This is a genomic window from Planktothrix paucivesiculata PCC 9631 (assembly GCF_900009265.2).
Taxonomy (GTDB): Bacteria; Cyanobacteriota; Cyanobacteriia; order Cyanobacteriales; family Microcoleaceae; genus Planktothrix; species Planktothrix paucivesiculata.
Map to the genome: position 1 here is coordinate 84,537 of NZ_LR735021.1, position 21,590 is coordinate 106,126.

At 40.4% G+C, this 21,590-nt stretch carries 5 protein-coding genes; all 5 read left to right on the forward strand.

What is annotated here, in order from left to right; genetic code table 11:
• Positions 1-935 (forward strand): KR domain-containing protein (locus PL9631_RS26250; RefSeq protein WP_197046413.1); only part of this gene is annotated, 935 nt, incomplete at its 5' end.
• A gap of 84 nt (positions 936-1,019) precedes the next feature.
• Positions 1,020-18,347 (forward strand): SDR family NAD(P)-dependent oxidoreductase, encoded by a 17,328-nt coding sequence (locus PL9631_RS17675; protein WP_156090617.1) that lies wholly within the window; start codon positions 1,020-1,022, stop codon positions 18,345-18,347.
• Between the two features lie 152 nt (positions 18,348-18,499).
• A complete protein-coding gene (locus tag PL9631_RS17680) occupies positions 18,500-19,513 on the forward strand; it encodes an IS701 family transposase (protein ID WP_083617277.1) in 1,014 nt (337 codons plus the stop codon).
• Positions 19,514-19,674: 161 nt separating this feature from the next.
• Complete coding sequence (locus tag PL9631_RS17685) at positions 19,675-21,243, forward strand: DDE-type integrase/transposase/recombinase (protein WP_197046414.1); 1,569 nt, start codon at positions 19,675-19,677, stop codon at positions 21,241-21,243.
• Between the two features lie 2 nt (positions 21,244-21,245).
• The coding region (locus PL9631_RS17690) for a P-loop NTPase family protein (RefSeq protein ID WP_331281272.1) at positions 21,246-21,590 on the forward strand (345 nt) is incomplete at its 3' end.

Here is a 21,590-nt window from a genome sequence, read left to right on the forward strand (position 1 = left end):
ATAGCGATCGTCAAACTTTAAATGTAGTTGTGGAACGAAATGGAAATACTTACGCCAGAAAATTGAAGCAGTTAGATTTACCTCACCCAGTAAGCAGTGTTTTACGCAACAAAGGCGTTTATGTGCTGGCTGGCGGAGCGGGTTACATAGGTGGTATTATAACTCGATATTTAGTACAAACCTATCAAGCAGAAGTTATCTGGCTAGGGAGAAGGGAACATGATGAGTTAATAGACAAAAAAATTGAAGCGATCGCAACTTATGGATCTCGTCCCCAATACATTACCATAAAAAATTGGTCTGAGGAAGAAACCAAAGTAGTGTTCGATCAAATTAAACAAGAAAAGAAAAACATTAATGGTGTGTTTAACTTAGTAATGGTCGCTCAAGGTGTACCTATACACAAGCTTAATGAAGAGCAGTTCCGTGCTGGTTCTTATGATAGCAAAGTTAAATCTGCACTAGCTCTTTACTCTGTACTTAAAAACGAGCCTTTGGATTTTTTAGTGTTCTTCTCCTCCATGCAAAGTTTTGCTCAACGCTTAAAATTTATGTCAGCAAATATGAGTAGTTACATAGCAGGATGTATGTTTCAAGATGCTTTGGCTCATGAAATGAACAAGCAAGTAACCTATCCCATAAAAACCATTAACTGGGGTTATTGGTCACGCCAACAACTAGATGATTCCAACACATATAAACAGTATGAAACCTATCTCGAAAAACAGGGTATTTATGGTCTTAGCGATCGGGAAGGAATGGAAGCCTTAGAACGAATATTAGCTCAGGACTCAGAACAAGTAATCGTGACTAAAGCATCCGATGAAATTTTGAAAAAATTGGGGGTTTTGCACAACAAAAATACTCTAATTGCTTCGTTGCCAGATCGTTCTTCTATGCTTAACCGCTTATTGAGCGAGGCTGATCAATTTTAGGCGATCGCCAATACACCGTTATCCAATAAATTTTAGGACTTATTGTTTTTACCAAACTTCAAAAAAAAAGGACATTAATTAATAATGAAACCATCATCAACTCACCCTCGCAAATCAATAGAATTATTTATTGTTAATGGGATTTTGTTAGCTTTAAACACGCTTGGTGTTTGGGAATCCATGACAGATTTGTGTGATATTGAAGAGTTAAGAAAGCAGAGTGGTGTTTTAGACAAATATCGTCGTTTATGGGCTGAAATTATTCAGATTCTCATTCGGGCCGAGAGAGTTAGAGAACACAACTCAAAAATATTGTTAACAGAAACATCCGATCTTCTTGAGCAACAAATTTGCTTGTTTGAACTAGAGAAGGAAGCCGATCGGTTATGTAAATCTCATCCCCAATTAAAGCCACAACTGGATATTCTGATTCCCTGTCTTAAAGAATTACCAGAAATTTTGACTGGTCACAAACAAGCTACAGAAGTTTTATTTGCTCATTCCTCAATGGAACTGGTAGAAGCAATTTATAAAGAGCATCCTTCTTCTGAATATTTCAACCTAAGAGTAGCTGATGTTGTAACTGCTGCCGTACAAAGAACACTGCCAAACCTCAGTCAAAAAGAAAAAATAAATATTTTGGAAATAGGTGCTGGTACTGGTGGCACAAGTACCTTTTTGTTTAAAGCACTTAATCCTTATGGCGATCGATTGCGCTACATTTATACTGATATATCAAAACGCTTTCTAATTCACGCTGAAGAAACTTTTTGTCAGCAATATTCATTTATAGAAACACAGTTGTTAAATATTGAACAAGCTGTAACTGAACAAGGTTTCGATCTAAATAGTATCGATATTGTTATAGCAGCCAATGTTTTGCACGCTACACGCAACATTAGCAGAACTCTGCAAAATGTAAAAACATTACTCAAATGTGATGGGCTTTTAGTTTTAAATGAGTTGTCGGAAGTTTCACCTTTTCTGACAATGACCTTCGGTTTATTGGATGGTTGGTGGTTATATGAAGATGAACAAATTCGTCTACCAGGATCGCCTGCTCTGTCAGCAAAAAAATGGCGGTTAATGTTAGAAAAAAAGCATTTTTATGAAATTATTCTGTTAGATGAAAAAGCTCAATCTTTGGGGCAGCAAATTATCATCGCCCAAAGCGATGGTCAAATAACAAATTCGCCTGTAATTAGCAAAAAAGTAACCACTTTAACCCCTATTAAACAAGAGGAAAAAGCGTTGTTTTTCTTAACAGAAATAGTCGCTTTAGTCGAAGCTAGTCTGATGAGAGAATTGAGCAACTGTATAAAGATTGAACAAAGTCGGCTCAATACTCATACGACTTTTTCAGATTATGGTGTGGATTCTATTTTGATGCTTGCCTTTGTTGATCGGATTAATGAGGCGTTAGGAATTAAGTTAAATCCCTCAGAGTTATTTAATTACGCCACTGTAGAACGTCTGACTGGGTTTATTGTCGATCGCTATCAGAACGAGCTATCTAAACTCATAAAATCCGCCGAAAAACCATCAATTAAAATTCAAGAAAACCAAAGCGAAATTAGCGAAATCAGAGTCACAAAAACAGCGAAAAACCAAAACATAGATATTAGCCAGAGCGATCGGGATCTTCGTGATATAGCAATTATTGGTATGTCAGGTCAGTTTCCTGGCGCAACTAATATTCGGCAATTTTGGCAAAATCTGAAAGCAGGTATTCATAGTGTAGGCGAACTGATAGGCAGTCGTCTTGATATTTCAATGTATAGCCCACAGCCAGCACCAGGAAAATGTTATTGCAAATGGGGTGGAATCTTAGAAGAACAAGCTTATTTTGACCCTTTATTTTTTGAAATTTCTCCTAAAGAAGCCGCCGAGATGAATCCTTCTCAGCGAGTATTTATGCAGGAAGCTTATCGAGCCTTGGAAGATGCTGGTCTTGTGAACGATCAACTTTCACAATTGCGTTGCGGCATTTATGTTGGTTGTGAGCCAAACAGCTATGCTAAACAGGGTTTTACTGGCTCCTCCGAAGCCCTTGTTGCTTCCAGACTCTCTTATTTTCTCAATTTGCAGGGACCAGCTATGGTGATTAATTCTGGCTGTTCCTCTTCCTTAGTTGCTATTCATTTAGCTTGTGAAAGTATTCGTCAGGGAGAGAACTATATCGCTCTGGCTGGAGGAGTTTTTACTAATCTAAATAGCGAGTTATTGGTCTGTTTATCTTCGATTGAAATGTTGTCATCTTCTGGAGAATGTCGCACTTTTGATGCGGCTGCTAATGGCACTGTTTTGTCTGAAGGAGTTAGCGTATTGGTGTTAAAAAAATTGCAGAATGCGCTGGATGATGGTGATTTAATTTATGGTGTTATTAAAGGTAGTGGTACTAATCAAGATGGCAGAAGCAATGGTATTACTGCACCTAACGGACTCGCACAAGAAAAATTGATTGAGCGAATTTATCAAGAATTTAATATTAATGCCAGTAAAATTAGTTATATTGAAGCTCACGGTACAGGAACTAAGTTGGGCGATCCTGTTGAAGCGAATGCACTGAAGAAAGTATTTTCTTCTATTAACTCAGAGTCGGGATTCCGTTGTGGTGTAGGTTCGGTGAAATCGAATATAGGACACACGGCTGCGGCTGCGGGTGCGATCGGTTTGGTCAAGGTTTTGTTATGTATGAAACACCGCCAATTGCCCGGTTTAGTACATTTTAATCAACTTAATCCTTTAATTGATTTTAATGATACGGGTTTGTATATTGCCGAGCAATTACAAGATTGGAAAGCCGAGTCAGGTGAACCGCTAATGGCGGGGATTAACTCTTTTGGACACAGTGGAACTAATGCCCATCTCGTTGTTCAAGAAGCGCCTGTGCGATCAATTGCAGACAGCAAAAAACCATTTTATTTAATCTGTTTATCAGCTAAAACAGATGCAGCCCTAAAACAAAAAATCAGCGATTTAAATGAGTATTTTACAAATCAAGAAAAGCCGGGAAGTCTAGGAGCGATCGCATATACCTTAAATACAGGTCGCGCCCACTTGAAAAAACGCTACACTTTTGTCGTTGATTCACTAGCAGCTTTACAAAATTCCCTCAATAGATCTTTAGATAGTTTGATTAGCCGTGAAAAAATGAGTCCGCCAGAACAGGCATTTTGCCAAAAAGTTTTTGATTTGACAGTGACAAATCTTCAGCATACAGGGGATCTCGAAACTGAAGCCGATCGAATCGCTTATAAAGATAACCTAATGGTTTTGGCTAACCTTTATCTCAAAGGTTTTGATTTAGATTGGCAGCGAATTTATAAAGGTGAGATTTATCATCGAGTATCCCTTCCCACCTATCCCCTTGCCAAAGATACTTACTGGATTAGTACACCTAATAAAATTAACTTTACTGAATCAATTGTTCACAAACCAGAACCCAGCAACGATATTAATCAACCGAATATAAAAGATCCAACAAAGTTAGGTGGAAAGTTTTATTTGCCGCAATGGAAACGCCTCGATTTTAAGCTATCGAATTCCAACGATAACCCAAAATCAGTAATAGCATCGGAAACTGTTCTAATTTTTTATCCACCCACAATGTCTGATGTGAAAGATGATATTAAAAAATGCTATGAACAAAATCCTACAAATCAAACGATCGACTTTGAGCTTGGCGATAACTCTTTGTCTAAGTTAAATATTAGCGATCGCGATGCCTTTAAAATCGCTCTGGCATCTCCTCAACTAGCATTAGAAACATTGCTGGAACAAGGTCGAGCCTTAACCATCTACTTTATAATGCTAGAACCGGATAAAACCCTTGATTTAGAATTAAACCTAAAACGCTTTGAGAATAAACAGTCGATCAGTTCGATCGCACTTTTCCGTTTGATCCAAGCACTATTAACCTATCACTGCTATGCCAACGAACTGACCCTAAAAATCGTGACTCAGCAAACCCAAGCGTGTAAAGCATCGGAGAAGATTATCCCAGATGGTGCAGATGCGATCGGTTTTGTTCAGTCGTTAGCCAAAGAATACGAACTTTGGCAAGTAAGCTGCGTTGATATTAATCGGGAAACATTGTGGACACCCGAACAAAGCCAAAACTTTGCCAAAGCACTAACTGCACTGAAAGCACCAGCGAATGGGCGCGTTTTATGTTGGCGGGAAGGACATTTTTATCAAAATGTTTTCACCCAAGCCAATCTAGCCAGCATTCCGGGAAGTTCCTTCAAAACCCAAGGCGTATATCTGATTATCGGTGGTGCCGGAGGTTTGGGTTTGGTACTCAGCCAGTATTTACGGGAAAACGTGCAAGCGAAACTCGTATGGGTGGGACGGCGTAGCCTTGAGGCTTTGACACCAGAAGCTTTACAACTATTAAAAGCCTCTGGTGCCGAAGTATTCTACCAGCAAGCCGATGTTTGCAATCTTGAGGCAATGCAGCGAGTAATACAGCATACAAAAGCACATTTTGGAACTATTGACGGAGTGATTCATTCAGCTTTGGTTTTGGACGATCGCGCGATCGCCAATATGGATGAGAAAACATTACAAAAAGTACTTGCTCCCAAAGTACAGGGCAATGTGGTGCTTCAGCAAGTCCTAGCCAATGAACCTTTAGATTTCCTATTGTTTTTCTCTGCTGGACAGTCCTTTATGAGCAATCCCGGACAGAGCAACTACGCTGCTGCCTGTACCTTTGAAGATGCTTGGGCACAACACCAGAATCAGCAACAAAACTATCCAGTAAAAATTATCAACTGGGGCTATTGGGGCGAAGTGGGCGTTGTTGCCACTGCTGATTACCGTGAAAGAATGGCTAAACAGGGAGTGCGATCGATTAATCCCCAAGAGGGGATGGAGGTAGTTGAGCGGTGTCTAGCATCTTGCGCCACACAAATTGCTTATTTTAAAGCCCAACCCAGTGCTTTAAGCCGTTTTGGTTTAGACAATGCAGGAATCCTGTATGAATCTCAGAAAAATGCCTCACTTAGCGGTATTGATTCCGTGATTGCTGCCAGCCAATTTTCCTCAATCTCACTGTCAGATAGACAGCGCCATCAACAAGCTTTTCAACAGTTGGATCGTCTTGGTTGTTATTTACTTCTGCGTGTATTTCAGACGATGGGTGTATTTTGTCAGCCCGGTGAAAAATATGAAACACAAGCACTAGCAAATAAATTAGCCATTCCAAAACACTATCATCAATTACACAAAGAATGGCTGAACTTGTTGAACAAAGCAGGTTTTATTGAAAAGAATGGTTCGTACATTGAAGTAAAAAACACTCTGCCGAAACAAAACGAAGAACATCAAAACTGGTTAAAACCCTATCCCGAACTAGCATCGTATGAAAAATTGTTACGAATCTGCCTACAGGCTTACCCAGATCTGATTCGGGGATCTGTTGCTGCAACAGATATTATCTTTCCAGAAGCATCGATGGAATTAGTCGAAGGTGTTTATCAGGGAAAAATCTCTGAGGCGCTGAATACTAAAGCCAGAGATGCAGTAGTTGCCTACGTTAAAGCACGCCTAGCCGACTGTCAAAAAGAGTCAGGTTTCATGCCGGAAAAAATTATCTTTTTAGAAGTTGGTGCCGGAATCGGTGGTATGAGTAGCGAAATTTTGCAAGGTTTAGCGCCATACGAGCAATATGTAGAATATTATTACACTGATATTTCCGAGCATTTTGTCCAATACGGTCGTCGTCGTTATGGCTCATATTATCCCTTTGTTAGATTTCAACGTTTAGACATTGAGCAAGACTGGGGAAGCCAGAGAGAGTTTTTACCTGTCTGCGATGTAGTTTTAGCAGCAAATGTGTTGCACGCCACCCAAAATATTCGCAATACAATCCAAAACGTTAAAGCTTTATTAAAACGGCACGGCTTGTTAATTTTAAATGAAGCTACGACTCTGACAAGCTTTGCGACTTTGACTTTCGGGTTATTAGAAGGCTGGTGGTGCTATCAAGATGCCCAAGAGCGGATGTCTGGCGGGCCTTTGTTAAGTGCCCATTCATGGCATAGTTTGCTGGCAGAGGAAGGTTGCGATCGCGTTGTGTCTCTGGGTGAGCCTGATGAAAGCGAAATATTGGGACAGCACATTATTGTTGGTCAAAGTGATGGCTGGAGTTTGCGGAAAAATATTTGGGAACATCAAACACAGGAAAATCAAGCAGATCTGAAAATTTTAGACTCTGAGAATGAGGTTAATCAAAGCATTATTACTCCAGTTAAAAACGCCGATCATCCTGCACAAATAATTAAAAAAGTTGCAGCGGTGATTGGGGAAATTCTTGCAGAGGCACTGGAAATAAAACATACTGCTGTGGAACTTGATGTGCCGTTTTTTGAATACGGTGTGGATTCGATTTTGTCGGTTTCAATTATTAATCAATTAAATAAGCGTTTGGGGATTCGTCTGAAACGTCCTGATTTATTTAATTACACCACTATTGAAACTATGGCGGCGCATATTGTCGAAACCTTTGCTTCTCGCCTTACAGAATCATTAGTAGAAAAAGTAGAACAACCGCCAGTAATAGAACCGGAAAAAGTAGAGACTGCGGTTAAACAAGAACATCCCAAAGGGAAAACTCAAAGCAAGTTTCAAACACCAGAAAACAGTTTACAAAGAAACCTGGAACCGATCGCTATTATCGGAATGTCTGCCTGTGTGCCAGGAGCAGATAATCTGCATACATTCTGGGATAACTTAGTTGCGGGTAAAAATTCTGTGACTCGGATTTCGCGATCGCGCTGGCAACGAGAGTCAATGAATGATTTGCCATTCGAGCTAGATACTTCTGAGTGGCAAGCCGGATTCATGGATAATATTGCTGAATTCGATCCGCTGTTTTTTGCAATTTCTCCCCAAGAGGCGCAATGGATGGACCCGGCGCAGAGACTTTTCTTACAACAGACTTGGGCGGCTTTGGAGGATGCTGGGTATAATCCGCGATCGCTAGAGGGTAGTTCCTGCGCTGTTTTTGCTGGCTGTTCAGCGACAAACTATGGTGTGAAAGAGGGCGAACGTGCGGGTTATGTTTCATACACAATGACTAATAGCGAGGCTATATTGCCTGCTAGAGTTTCATATTTTCTAGACTTGAAAGGCCCCAGTATTCCGATTAATACCGCTTGTTCCTCATCTCTAGTGGCGATTCATCTTGCTTGCGAACAACTTCGTTCTGGGCAAAGTGACATGGCTTTAGCTGGTGGTGCTTCGACGCTGATTGGCCCTGCCTTGCACGTCGGCTTGAAAGGTGCTGGGATGTTATCTCCTGACAGTGTATGTAGAGCGTTCGATCGGGAAGCTAATGGTTTTGTTCTTGGTGAAGGGGTTGGTGTTGTCGTTCTCAAACCTCTATCCTCAGCATTAGCCGACGGAGATTCAATATATGGTTTAATTATTGGTTCCGCTATTAACCAAGACGGAAAAACTAACGGGATTATGGCACCGAACGGTCCATCTCAAACCGCTTTAATTGAGTCGGTGTACCGTAAATTCCAAATAGATCCTAGTGTTATCAGCTATGTTGAAGCTCATGGTACGGGCACGCAACTAGGCGATCCCATAGAGGTAAATGCCCTTACTGCTGCCTATCAAAAATTCACCACCCAAACACAGTACTGTGCTCTAGGCTCAGTAAAAACTAATATTGGTCATACCACTACAGCCGCAGGTGTATGCGGATTAATTAAAACCTTACTGTGTTTAAAAAATCAAAAACTTGTCCCGTCGCTGCACTATAAAGAACCCAACGAAAACATTCAATTTTCACAAAGTCCTTTTTATGTCAATACCCAAGTCAAAGATTGGTTGACCGATAAAGCTGGTATAAGACGTGCGGCTGTGAGTTCCTTTGGCTACAGTGGCACGAACGCTCATTTAGTAGTAGAAGAGTTTGTTGAAACTAGAACAAACACCGCAGTCAAAAATCAACCCGCACTGATTGTATTGTCAGCCAGAAATGAAGAGCGTCTCAAAATTTTGGCTCAGAATCTAAGAGCTTATCTGAATAGATATAATAGCCAAATAGAACTAGCGGATGTAGCTTATACACTTCAGATTGGTAGACAGGCAATGTCAGAACGGTTAGCCTTTGTTGCTAACAGTTTAACGGATGTAGTGAAATATTTAACAGAGTTTATTGAGGGCAAGTCTAATACTCAGGAACTATATCAAGGTAGGGTTAAATCCACAAGTAACAAAAACGATTTGCTTTTAGAAGGTGATGCTGGACAAGCTTTTATTGACACCATCTTAAAACAACAGGATTACCGCAAACTTGCTGCTTTATGGGTAGCAGGTACAGGCTTAGACTGGAATTTACTTTATGGTGAAAACCGTCCTCGTCGCATCTCCTTACCTACCTATCCTTTTGCGCGAGAAACTTATTGGTTGGATAAAGTAATAGAAACAAAGACAGAGGATTTGACAAGAGATCAGGTAAAAGAAAAGACTCGTAAAACTGATATTGAACAAAGCACTGAGTTAATGACTTTTGAGGAAGTTTGGCAGGAACAGTCTTTAAGTAATACTCCTATTTCTGTCAGCTACAAAAGTGTAATTTATTTTCTATCTGATTCCGAAAATCGGCAGGCAACGATCGAAGCAATGCAAGCTATTGACCCGAAGATCAATATTATTTTCATCTTGCAAGGTGATACTTATAGCAAACAGTCTGCTCATGTTTATACGGTTGATTCAGCTGATATGGCAAGCTATCGTCAGGTGTTTACAGACATTGATAAAAATTATGGCAAGGTAGATGCACTGTTTTATTTATGGCCGACTGAGGATTCACGTTGCTTGTTTGATCCTTCTGCGATTGCGCGAAGCGCAGTGCCGGAGGCAATCGCACTTATTTTGCAAGCTCTAGCTAAAAGCACTTTAAAACCTTCCCGATTCCTACTTGTGGCTTCTTTCTCCAATGCCTTAGAACGTTGTTATCTCGAATCCTGGCTTGGGTTTGAACGATCCTTAAAGCTAATTATGCCTGGAATCCAAGTCACAGGACTTTATCAGGAAAATCCTTGGCAAGGGCAAGCTATTTCTATGCAAGAATGGAGTCAAAAGATCTTCTCGGAACTCAAACAGCCGAAAGCACAAACAGTATTGATTCAAAAACAACAACGCTACGTTTGTCAGATCCAAAAAACTGTATTGAGCGATAGTGATAGTCTAGCATCAGCAATCAAACCTGGCGGTACTTATCTGATTACAGGTGGTTGTGGAGGTTTGGGTTTTTTGGTGCAGCAATATCTAGCACAATATTTTCATCAACCTACTAACTCAACAGCAAAAACATCAAACAAAGCCGTTAATTTAATTTTGACTGGTCGATCGCCTTTAGATGAAAAGATTAAAAACAGAATCACCCAACTGGAACAACTGGGAACAAAAGTTGAATATATCCAAGCAGATGTATCCGATGCTCGCGCTATGAGAAATGGCATTGAACAAGCTAAAAACCGCTTTGGCAATATAAATGGTATTTTTCATATCGCTGGTATTGCTGGTGATGCAAGTATCCTCGATAAAACTATCGATGCTTTTCAAAAGGTGTTATCGCCTAAAATTGCGGGAACTTTGATCCTTGATGATCTGTGCCGCGATCAACCGCTTGATTTTGTTTGCTATTTTTCCTCTTCTGCGGCAATATTGGGCGACTTTGGTACTTGTGACTATGCCATTGGCAATCGTTTTCAAATGGCATTCGCTGCCTATCGCAATCAATTACAACAGCAGGGTATCCGCCAAGGTAAGACAGTAGCAATAAATTGGCCGCTTTGGAAAGAAGGCGGAATGGGCTTTAATACAGATGAAAATACTACAATGTATTTGCGCTCTAGTGGTCAGCGGGCATTAGAAACTGAGGAAGGTTTGGCAATTTTAGATAAAATCCTGCGCCAAAATAAACCACAGTATATGGTATTAGTCGGACAGCCAAACCGAATTTATGGCTTTTTAGGACTGACTCAAACTTCCTTAAATAAATCAATTGTGAATCAATCAATTGTAAGTCAAGCATCGACGCGATCGCAGCTAAGAGGCTTGAGTCTGGAAGAGTCAGTATTATGGGATTTAAAAAATATTATTGCCGACCAACTGAAAGTACCTTGGGAACAGATCGATCGAGAAAGTAATTTAGCTGATTTTGGCTTTGATTCCATTAGCTTATTGAATTTTGCGACACGCCTTAGCGAACACTATCAACTGGAAATAACACCTGCTTTGTTTTTTAGTTATTCCACTTTGGAAGCACTTTCGCAATATTTTTTAAGCGAACATAGCAAGTTTATCCAAGGTTTTTATCAAGAAAAGGTAAAAACAGAAATAGAAAATGATGTGATGCCAAGTTCTTCCCAAGAAGTTGCTCCCCCCAAAATAGATGATCCTATCGCGCCTAGTGCAACACCGGAGGCGATCGACAATGAACCCATTGCCATTATTGGGATGAGTGGTAGATTTCCTAAAGCTTATAATATTGAACAAATGTGGAATATCTTAGCAGAAGGTAAATGTGCTGTAGAAGAAATTCCGCCCAATTATTTTGACTGGCGCAAGTATTATGGAAACCGTAGTCAAAACACCAATAAAACTAACGGAAAATGGTGTGGCTGTATTCCCGGAGTTGCCGAATTCGATCCCCTATTTTTCCAAATTTCCCCACGAGAAGCAGCAAACATAGACCCCCGGCAAAGACATTTATTACAAGAGTGTTGGAATGCTTTGGAAGATGCTGGATATGGCTTCCATCATCTCAATAACCAAAAAATTGGTACTTTTGTTGGTGCTGAAGAAGGGGATTATTATCTGCGTGTTAAAGAGGGAAACATCACCTCTAATCATTCAAGTATTCTCGCCGCTCGTTTGGCTTATTTCTTAAATTTGAAAGGGCCAACAATGACGATTAATACTGCTTGTTCCTCCTCGCTTGTGGCGGCGCATCAAGCTTGTTTGAGTTTACGGCAAGGCGAATGCGATGCAGCAATAGTAGCAGGTGCAAATCTGATGCTGACACCCTACGGCTATATCAGCATGGCGCAAGCAGGTATGCTGTCTAATGATGGTTGTTGTTATGCGTTCGATCGACGTGCTAATGGTTTAGTACCGGGTGAAGCAGTTGTAGTGGTTGTTCTGAAGCGTTTAAGTCGGGCACTGACTGACGGCGATCCGATTCATTCGTTAATTTTGGCTAGTGGCGTTAATTATGATGGGAAAACTAATGGTATTACTGCACCTAGCGGCGTTTCACAGGCTGAGTTAGCGACGGATGTTTATCAACGAGCTAAGGTTAGTCCACAGGATATTGATTACATTGTGACTCATGGGACTGGTACTAAGTTAGGCGATCCTGTGGAACTAAACGCACTTAATGAAGTATTTAAGGGTAGCGAACATCCCTGTGCGATCGCTTCTAATAAAACCAATTTTGGTCATACTTTTTCGGCTTCAGGTCTTGTTAGTCTTGTCAGTTTGGTGCAAGCACTTCGTCATGAAATTATTCCGAAAAGCCTGAATTTTGCTCAGGAAAATGAGTTTATTTCCGGGGATAAAAGTTCTCTCTATGTCAATAGGGCTAATCAACCTTGGATCGATCGACCAAACAAAAAACGCATTGGTACGGTGAGTGCTTTTGGGATGAGTGGCACAAATGCCTTGATGATAGTTCAGGGCTATCGACTCAACAGAAAAAAACAGCGGCTAGCCCCACCTTATTCGCTGCTTGTTTTGTCAGCAAAAACTGAAGAAGCACTGCAACTTAGAGTTAAGGCTATGATTCAGTTCTTGCAAGATGGAGTGGCTGATGATGTCACATTGGAGGATATTAGTTATACTTTGTTTGCAGGTCGTCATCATTTTCAATACCGTTTGGCGATTGTAGCTCAAGATGTAGCTGATGCTATTTATAGTTTGACAAAATCAGAGGATTCAGAGCAAAACTTTCATATTTTTCACGGTAAAGTACCTACCGAATTTCGTGGTCAAAAGGCGATCAGCAATTATATCAATGAATTACTGGAAAAAGTTCACATCTCGTCCAATGATGAAAACTTGTACCGGGAAAATCTTTTGGTTTTAGCTAGTTTTTATTGCCAAGGCTATGATATTCCTTGGTCTACGCTGTATGGTGCTACACCTCCATCTCGGATTAATCTTCCTGGTTATCCATTTTCCCGCCAACATTTCTGGCTAGATTTCTCCCCAGAATATAATGAGCAAGTAACTACCGAAATCTCTGTTACCGAGTCGCAGAAACCAACAGTTAATGAGCAAAAATATCTCCAAGAACTTAGCTATCTTTTAAAATGGGAGCAACAGCCACAAATAAAAACTAAGATCGAAGCAAATCAGGTTGTTTTATTAGTTTATTTTGTATCTACATCGCAATTTGAAAAAACGCTCTTTAACTTCTTCCAGCAACAGAATGTATCCCAAGCGCTCGAAATTCAATTAGGACTGGAAACTAAACAGGTATCAGAAAATAAATGGTATTGTGATGTCAACAACCCTAATGGCTTTCAGACTTGCTTACAAGGATATTCACAGATTGATAGCGTTTACTTTCTTTGTCTTGATGGCTTCCCAAGCACGATCGCAGAAAGCGAAATTCAGTTGTTGCGGCTTGTTAAAGCACTGAAACAACATCTACAGAATAATGCTTTTATTGATTGTGTTCTCCTGACCTTGGATAACTATCGTGTAGATAACAGTGCAACAAGTCCTAATCATGGTGGTATTAGTGGTCTTGGGTACTCAGTGGCGCAGGGCGATCATCGTTTTCGAGTCAGAAATATTGACTTGTCACGGGAAGATTTGGCTAGTGCAGAAAAACAGCAAGCCCTACCAAGTATGATATTAAGCGAAACTCCCTCCGATCGAGGTGATGTAACTAAATTGCAGGCTGGCTGGCGCTACAAACAGCGTTTTTTCAAGATTGATTGGCAAGCTTTGTCAGCAGTGCAGTCACGGGTAGGGGGTTTAAAAGTTGGTGGTGTTTATGTTTTGATGGGAGGAGCGGGAACTGTTGGCACGATTATTACCCGCTATCTGATCCAAAAATATCAGGCTAAAGTGGTTTGGCTGGGTCGTAGTCCGCTGATTTCTGCTGCTGTACAGGAAAAGTTAAAAGCGTTCCAGGCAATAGATGAAAAGAGCGTTCCAGTTTATATTCAGGCTGATGTTACCGATCGCTTGTCCATGATTCAAGCTGTCGCAAAAATCAAACAACATTATCCTCAAATTAATGGTGCTATTTTCTCCGCACTGGTATTTAAGTTTGATAATTCGATCGCTCAGACCAGCGAGGTAGACTTTAATGAGGTCTTAGATACGAAGAAAAAAGGCGCACCATATTTTTATGAGGCATTCAAAAATGAAGCCTTAGACTTTATGTGTTATTTTTCATCGGTTCAATCTTTTTCCTTTTTATCCTCTCGTGATAGTGCGGGATATGCAGCTGGAATCACTAGTGCTGATACTTTTGTACATTCAATAGACAATAGTGCAGCCTTCCCTGTAGGTATTATTAATTGGGGTTACTGGCAAGCATCACTGGCAGGCACCGAAACAGAGAAGCGTTTGATTGGTCATTATAATTTAATTGCTAATAGTCAGGGTTGCGAATTTTTTGATGAATTTGTATATCTACTCAGAGCAGGACTTGTTAAACAAGTAATTTGTTTAGGTGCTTCAAAAGCTGTGGAGGGATTAATGGGATGCGATCGATCCCAGATGATTACTCTCAACAAACCTGAAGCAGATTCTTTGATTTACAGTCTTTTCTCTGAGAATGAGACAAATAAAGATACCAGTGAACAGGCAGAAATAGCACGTCTTTTAGATAAAGATTTCAGGAACGAACTTAACGATTGGTTACTACGTTTGTTGTTTGTCCAACTCCAAAAAATGGGAATATTTTTAATCCCAGGTGAGCAAAAAGAAAGTCAGGATTGGCAAAAACAAGCTGGGGCGATCGAAAAATATAGCCGATGGTGGCATGAGTGCTGCTTAATATTATTGGAAAACTATGGTTATGTCAGGCTTGAAGGTGAACGAGTTGAGGTTGCTACTCATATCAAAATAGATGAAGCGGACAAAGTTTGGCAGGGTTGGGAAAATTATCGAAACTCATTTTTTGACCAGCCAGAAAAGAAAGCTGCGATCGATCTATTAGATAGCTGCCTGAGAAACTTGCCACAAATTCTGCGGGGAAACATCCAGGCTACGGATATTCTTTTTCCTAAATCTTCAATGGAAAAAGTAGAAAATATGTATCAAAGGAATGCGCTATCTGACTATTTTAATAACTTTGTTGCTAAAACCGCCGAAGCTTATATTCGTCATCGGATTCAGGCAGATCCACAAACCAGAATTCGGATTTTGGAAATAGGTGCAGGTACGGGGGGAACTACGGCATTAGTTTTGCCACAACTGCGATCGGTTCAGAATGCTATAAATGAATATTGTTATACTGACCTTTCCAAAGCCTTTTTAATCCACGCGCAAAAAACGTATGGTATACATTATTCCTATTTGAATTACAAGCAACTCAATATTGAACAAGCGTTAGCGCCCCAAGGAATAGAGCCTGGTACTTATGATATTGTCATCGCTACCAACGTCTTGCACGCAACCAAAAATATTAGGCAAACACTTCGTAATACTAAAACAGCACTGAAACGTAATGGCTTATTATTGCTCAATGAAGTAGTTGAAAAATCAATTATTGGCACATTAACCTTTGGTTTATTAGATGGCTGGTGGCTGTATCAAGATGAAGATTTACGTATCCAAGGTTCTCCGCTAATTGAGCTTGAAAATTGGCTGAAGATTTTAAAAGAAGAAGGATTTATTTCAACTTTGTTGCCAGCGCAAGCTGCGTATGAATTAGGGCAGCAAGTTATAGTTACCGAAAGTGACGGTTTTGCGATCGTAGACAAGCAGAATACAGAGCAGTCAAATCAAGTCGAATCATCCCCGAAATCTACAATACCTGTAGCACCGGAAGTACCTTTGACTCAAGACCAACTTTTAGAGCAAAAACAATCTGTGCCAGAGATTTCTGCCGAAAAACTTCGAGAATATGTAGCTCAAGTAATTCTGAAATATCTTGCCGAAACTTTAGATATGGCAGAAGCGAGTATCGATCGGCAAGTGTCATTTTCTGACTATGGTATTGATTCCATTCTTGGCATTGGTTTTATTGACAATCTTGCCAAAGAATTCGGAATTACCATGAATACTGCTATTTTGTTTGATTACACAAACATTAAACATCTGAGTAATTATTTGGTAGATACTTATGGAGAAACAATTCAAAACAAACTGCAAAAAAATTGTGTACCGTTGGTCGATCGCAACCTCAGTCCCGATCCAAAAACTAAAGTAGAAAAGACGCTAAATAGTGAGCCGGAAAATCAGCCAGAAAAGCTAGTATCTAACGAACACAAGACAGAAATAAGTAAAGAAATCGCTGTTATTGGTATGTCAGGTCAATTCCCTAAAGCGAAAGACATTGAGACATTTTGGCAAAATCTTATTCAAGGGCATGATGGTGTTACTGAGTTGCCAGAGAATTATCTGAGCCCAAATTTGTTTAGTTCAGACAAACAAGCGGGGAAAACCTATTGTAAATGGGGGGGTATTTTAGAGCAGCGAGATTGTTTTGATCCACTGTTTTTCAACATCACCCCCAGAGAAGCTGAGTCAATGAATCCTCATCAGCGTTTAATTATGAGTGAAAGTTGGAAAGCACTAGAAGATGCAGGTTACAATCCGAAAAACTTAGAAAATTCTCGTGTTAGCGTATTTATTGGTGCTGAACCTACCAACTACACTCACGAAACTTTTACTGGTTCTTCCGATGCCATTGTTGCCTCCCGCTTATCCTACTACCTCAACCTAAAAGGGCCCGCTTTGGTAGTCAATACTGGTTGCTCGTCTTCTGCGCTAGCGATTCATTTAGCCTGTGAAAGTTTACGTAGTGGTGAGTCGTCGATGGCAATAGCAGGGGGAGTTTTTGCCACTCTTCAAGAAAAAGCACTTGTTACATTGTCACAGATTGAAATGTTAAGTTCTACTGGTCGCTGTCGGACTTTTGATAAATTCTGTGATGGTACGGTGTTATCTGAAGGTGTTGGTGTGGTTGTGTTGAAGCGACTTAATGATGCAATCAGAGATCAAGACCCTATTTATGGTGTTATTCAAGCTTCTGGTGCCAATCAGGATGGTGCAAGCAATGGTATTACGGCTCCCAGTGGTCTGTCGCAAGAAGAACTAGTGACATCTGTTTATCGGCAATATCAAATTAACCCAGAAACCATTAGTTATATTGAGGCTCATGGAACTGGTACAAAATTAGGGGATACAGTTGAGGCTAATGCGTTGAAGCGGGCTTTTAAACAGTTTACTAATAAAACGCAATTTTGTGCGCTGGGCAGTGCCAAATCTCATATTGGTCATACTGGTGCTGCCTCTGGTGTTATTGGGTTAATAAAAATTTTATTGTCCATGCGCGATCGTCAACTGCCTAAAATGCTATATTTTGAAGAACTCAATCCAGCGATCGAATTAGAAAATTCTGCGTTTTATATCAATACTCAGCACATTGAATGGACGAGCAAAGGTGAGCCATTAACCGCAGCATTGAATTCTTTTGGTCATAGTGGTACTAATGTTCATCTTGTAGTTCGGGAATATCAGTCAGTACCTCAGATAAAAATCGAAGCGGAATCAGTTCTGATTCCTCTATCTGCAAAAACGCCGGAATGCCTTAAAGCTTATGCGGAAAAATTAGCAGTGTTTTTGGAAAACCGACATTTAAGTAGAACCACAAGCGAAGAAATCAGCCTCACTGATTTAGCATTTACACTCCATCTGGGACGCGAAGCGATGCGAGAACGCTGCATTTTTTTAGTCAGAAATATCCCGAATTTAATCGCACAATTAAATGCTTTTGCAAAAGATGAAGCTCTAAAAGATTCGAGTTGGTATGCCAGAGTTGGACAGAGCAAGAATAATCATCTTTTCGCTGATGATGAGTCTGAGCAAATTATCGCTCAATGGATACAAAAAGGAAAATTGGAAAAAGTAGCTGCTGCCTGGGTACAGGGGATTAGTATTGATTGGTCATTATTTTATCGCGAACTTACAGCACGTAAAATTCATATCCCAACCTATCCTTTTGCACAGGAACATTATTGGAAGCCTGAACAGCAAAGTATTGCCGAGAAAACTGTTAGTGAAACGAACCAAAAAATTACTGTCCCGGAAACAAGTGCTGTGACCTTCGGAACACTTATACTTCACCCGTGTCGTGTAGGGGTGTGTCATTGGAACGATAATATTGCCGGAATTGGAAGGATAATATTGCCGTGACTGTAGCGGGAACATTCATTCTGACGTTAACAGGACTTACGCAGTGACGCTATATGTAGCGTACTAAGGAGTTAGCGATCGCTAACCCAAAAGAAATCTGGAAACGGAGAATAAGGAATGTTAAAATAGCATCAGAATCTATGCCCAAAAATATGAGCATCAATTATCTATACTATTGCCAATATCTCCTGAGTAGCCAAATCAATTATACTCTAACCAACTTCGCTGAACATATTCAAGAGTTTAGCCATGATACAATTAATCGTTACTTGAATTCAGAAAACTTAACACCCGAAGTGATTTGGGAAAAAGTGCATTCAGAACTTCAGAGCCATCCCGAAGCTTGTTTAGTTTTTGATGATACGGTACTCGACAAAAGATTTTCCTCGAAAATTGAACTTGTCCGCCGTCAATATAGCGGCAATGAACATCGAGTGATTCGAGGAATTGGTTTAATAAGCTGTATTTATGTAAATCCTGAAACCGGATCCTATTCAGTGATTGATTATCGAATTTACGATCCAGATGGGGATGGTCACACCAAGCTAGATCATGTAGCAGATATGCTGAATGATGTCGTCTTTAAAAAAAAGATTCCTGTAGCGAAAGTGCTTATGGATAGTTGGTACGCAGCCCAAAAGCTAATGGCTTTGATTGATAATTTAGGGAAAATTTATTATGTTCCGCTCAAAAAAAACCGGCTGGTTGATGATACAGGAGGTCAAAAAAAATATCAGCCTATTGAACAGTTAATTTGGTCTGAAATTGAAGAAAAACAGGGAAAGCTAATCAAAATAAATAAATTCCCTAGAGATAAAAAAGTTAAACTATTTCGGGTAACTGTTTCTGCCAACAGAACGGAATATGTAGCTACAAATGATTTAAATCAGTCTTCAATAGATGAAGTCATCTCTCAATGTAAACTGCGATGGAAAATTGAGGAATTTCACCGAGAAATTAAACAATTAACGGGGATAGAATCTTGCCAATGCCGTAAAGCGAGTATTCAAAAAAACCACATTGCTTGCGCTTTATTAGTTTGGGTTTTTCTGACTCGTATGGCTAAGAAAGTTTCTCAAACTGTCTATCAGTTAAAAGCTAGTTTGTTAGCAGATTACCTGAGCCAAGAGCTTAAACATCCCTCTCTCAAGCTTTCTTTTATTTAGTTTACTTATCAATTCAAACACAGATTAATTCTCTTTTTATAAGCGCGCTCGCGTAGCGTGCCGGACGCATATCGCCCTTCTGTCTGAATCAAGCGATCGCCTGATCCTGAATGCGCTATATATAGCGTCCTTGCGTAAGTCCTGCTATACCAGAACGCACCTTGCGAGACTGGCAGGCTAAATATCGCATCGCGCAGCAAAAGTACGGCTATGGCTACATCGGATTGCTAACAACCTCTCATGCCAAGGGCAACCGCTACCGCAAACTGCCCCAACAGATTTTAGAATTGATGACCAAGTTTATTACTCAAGATTACGAAACCCATAAACAAAAACGAAAATCAGAAGTTTATGGAGCTTTTGTCCACGCCTGCTCAACTGCCGGAATTCCAGAGAATCAAATTCCTAGCTACAAGACATTCATTCAAGAAATCAAACGACATTCAGGCTACACTCAAACCCTGAAGCGGCAAGGACAAAGAGCCGCTTACCCACAGCAACCTTTTTACTGGGAATTAGAACTGACCACTCCCCGACATGGAGACCGCCCCTTCGAGATTGGTCATATCGACCATACCCAGCTAGATATAGAGCTACGGTGTTCAAAAACCGGACTGGTACTGGGTAGACCTTGGGCAACCTTTCTCGTCGATGCCTACAGCCGGAGAATTCTAGCCGTTTATATGACTTTTGACCCACCTTCCTATCGCAGTTGTATGATGGTACTGCGAATTTGCGTCATGCGGCATTCTCGCCTACCGCAAATTATCATCACCGACAACGGCAAAGAGTTTCACAGTATCTACTTTGAAAGCTTATTAGCTTGGTTTGAATGCACGCTCAAACATCGACCGCCAGCAGCATCACGATTTAGTGGAGTTTGTGAACGATTATTTGGCACTGCCAATACCCAGTTCCTCTACAATCTGACAGGGAATACCCAAATCACAAAAAACGTTAGGTTAGTCACAAAATCAGTCAATCCCAAAAATTTGGCAGTGTGGACTTTAGGTAGTTTGTACCAGTATTTATGCCAATGGGCTTACTCAGAGTACGATACCACCCCACATCCAGCTTTGGGAGTTTCCCCTCAGTCAGCTTTGACAACGGGGTTAGCAGAATACGGCAATCGTTCCCATCGGCAAATTTGTAATGACGAAAACTGGAAACTATTAACCTTACCAAGTACACCCAAAGGACAAGTCAAAGTTCACCCCAGCCAAGGAATACAAATTCGAGGTATTCGCTACTGGTCTAATACCTTTAAAGACCCAGAAATTCATCACACTTATGTCAATATCAGATACGACCCATTTGATGCGGGTACTGCCTATGCCTATGTCCGAGGTCAATGGGTTAAGTGTATTAGCGAATATTATTCCATCCTGAAAGGACGCTCAGAAAAAGAGATTTGGTTAGCCACCGCCGAGTTACAAAAACGACAACAAAATCATCAAAAGCAATTCTTAGTTAGAGCCAAAAAGTTAGCGGAATTTTTAACCAGTGCAGAGGCGGAAGAAGTTCTCCTCTCACAACGACTGATGGATGCTCAGATGATGGAAGTTTTTCGAGTCATTGATTATGGAATTGTGGCCAATAAAATTGATAGCCAATTGCCAGAATCAGAAACAATCTGTCCGGCAACTCAAGAGAGTTCTTCAACCTTCCAACCCAGTGCCAACAGTCTCTCGATTAATCCCCAGGAACTGCAACTTTTTGACTCTTATTAATCATGTCTTATCCTCAACAATTTCCTCCATCTCTACTGACCCAATCTCCAGAAGAGAGATTGGCTTATTTTGACAACTACACAATGGCACATCCCCGCTTAGACGAAGCCGTCAATTTACTCAAATTGTTAGTTAATCAGTCGGGAGAATCGCGGGTGATTTTTATTTATGGGCCGACTGGAGTTGGAAAAACAACTTTGCGATTGTTGATTGAAAAATGGTTGATTGAGTCAACGTTAGAAGAACTAGAAACTAACCCCGGTTGCATACCAGTTGCTAGTGTTGAAGCCGTCATCCAAAAATCAGGGCTGTTTAACTCCAAAGACCATATTAAACGTTGTTTATTT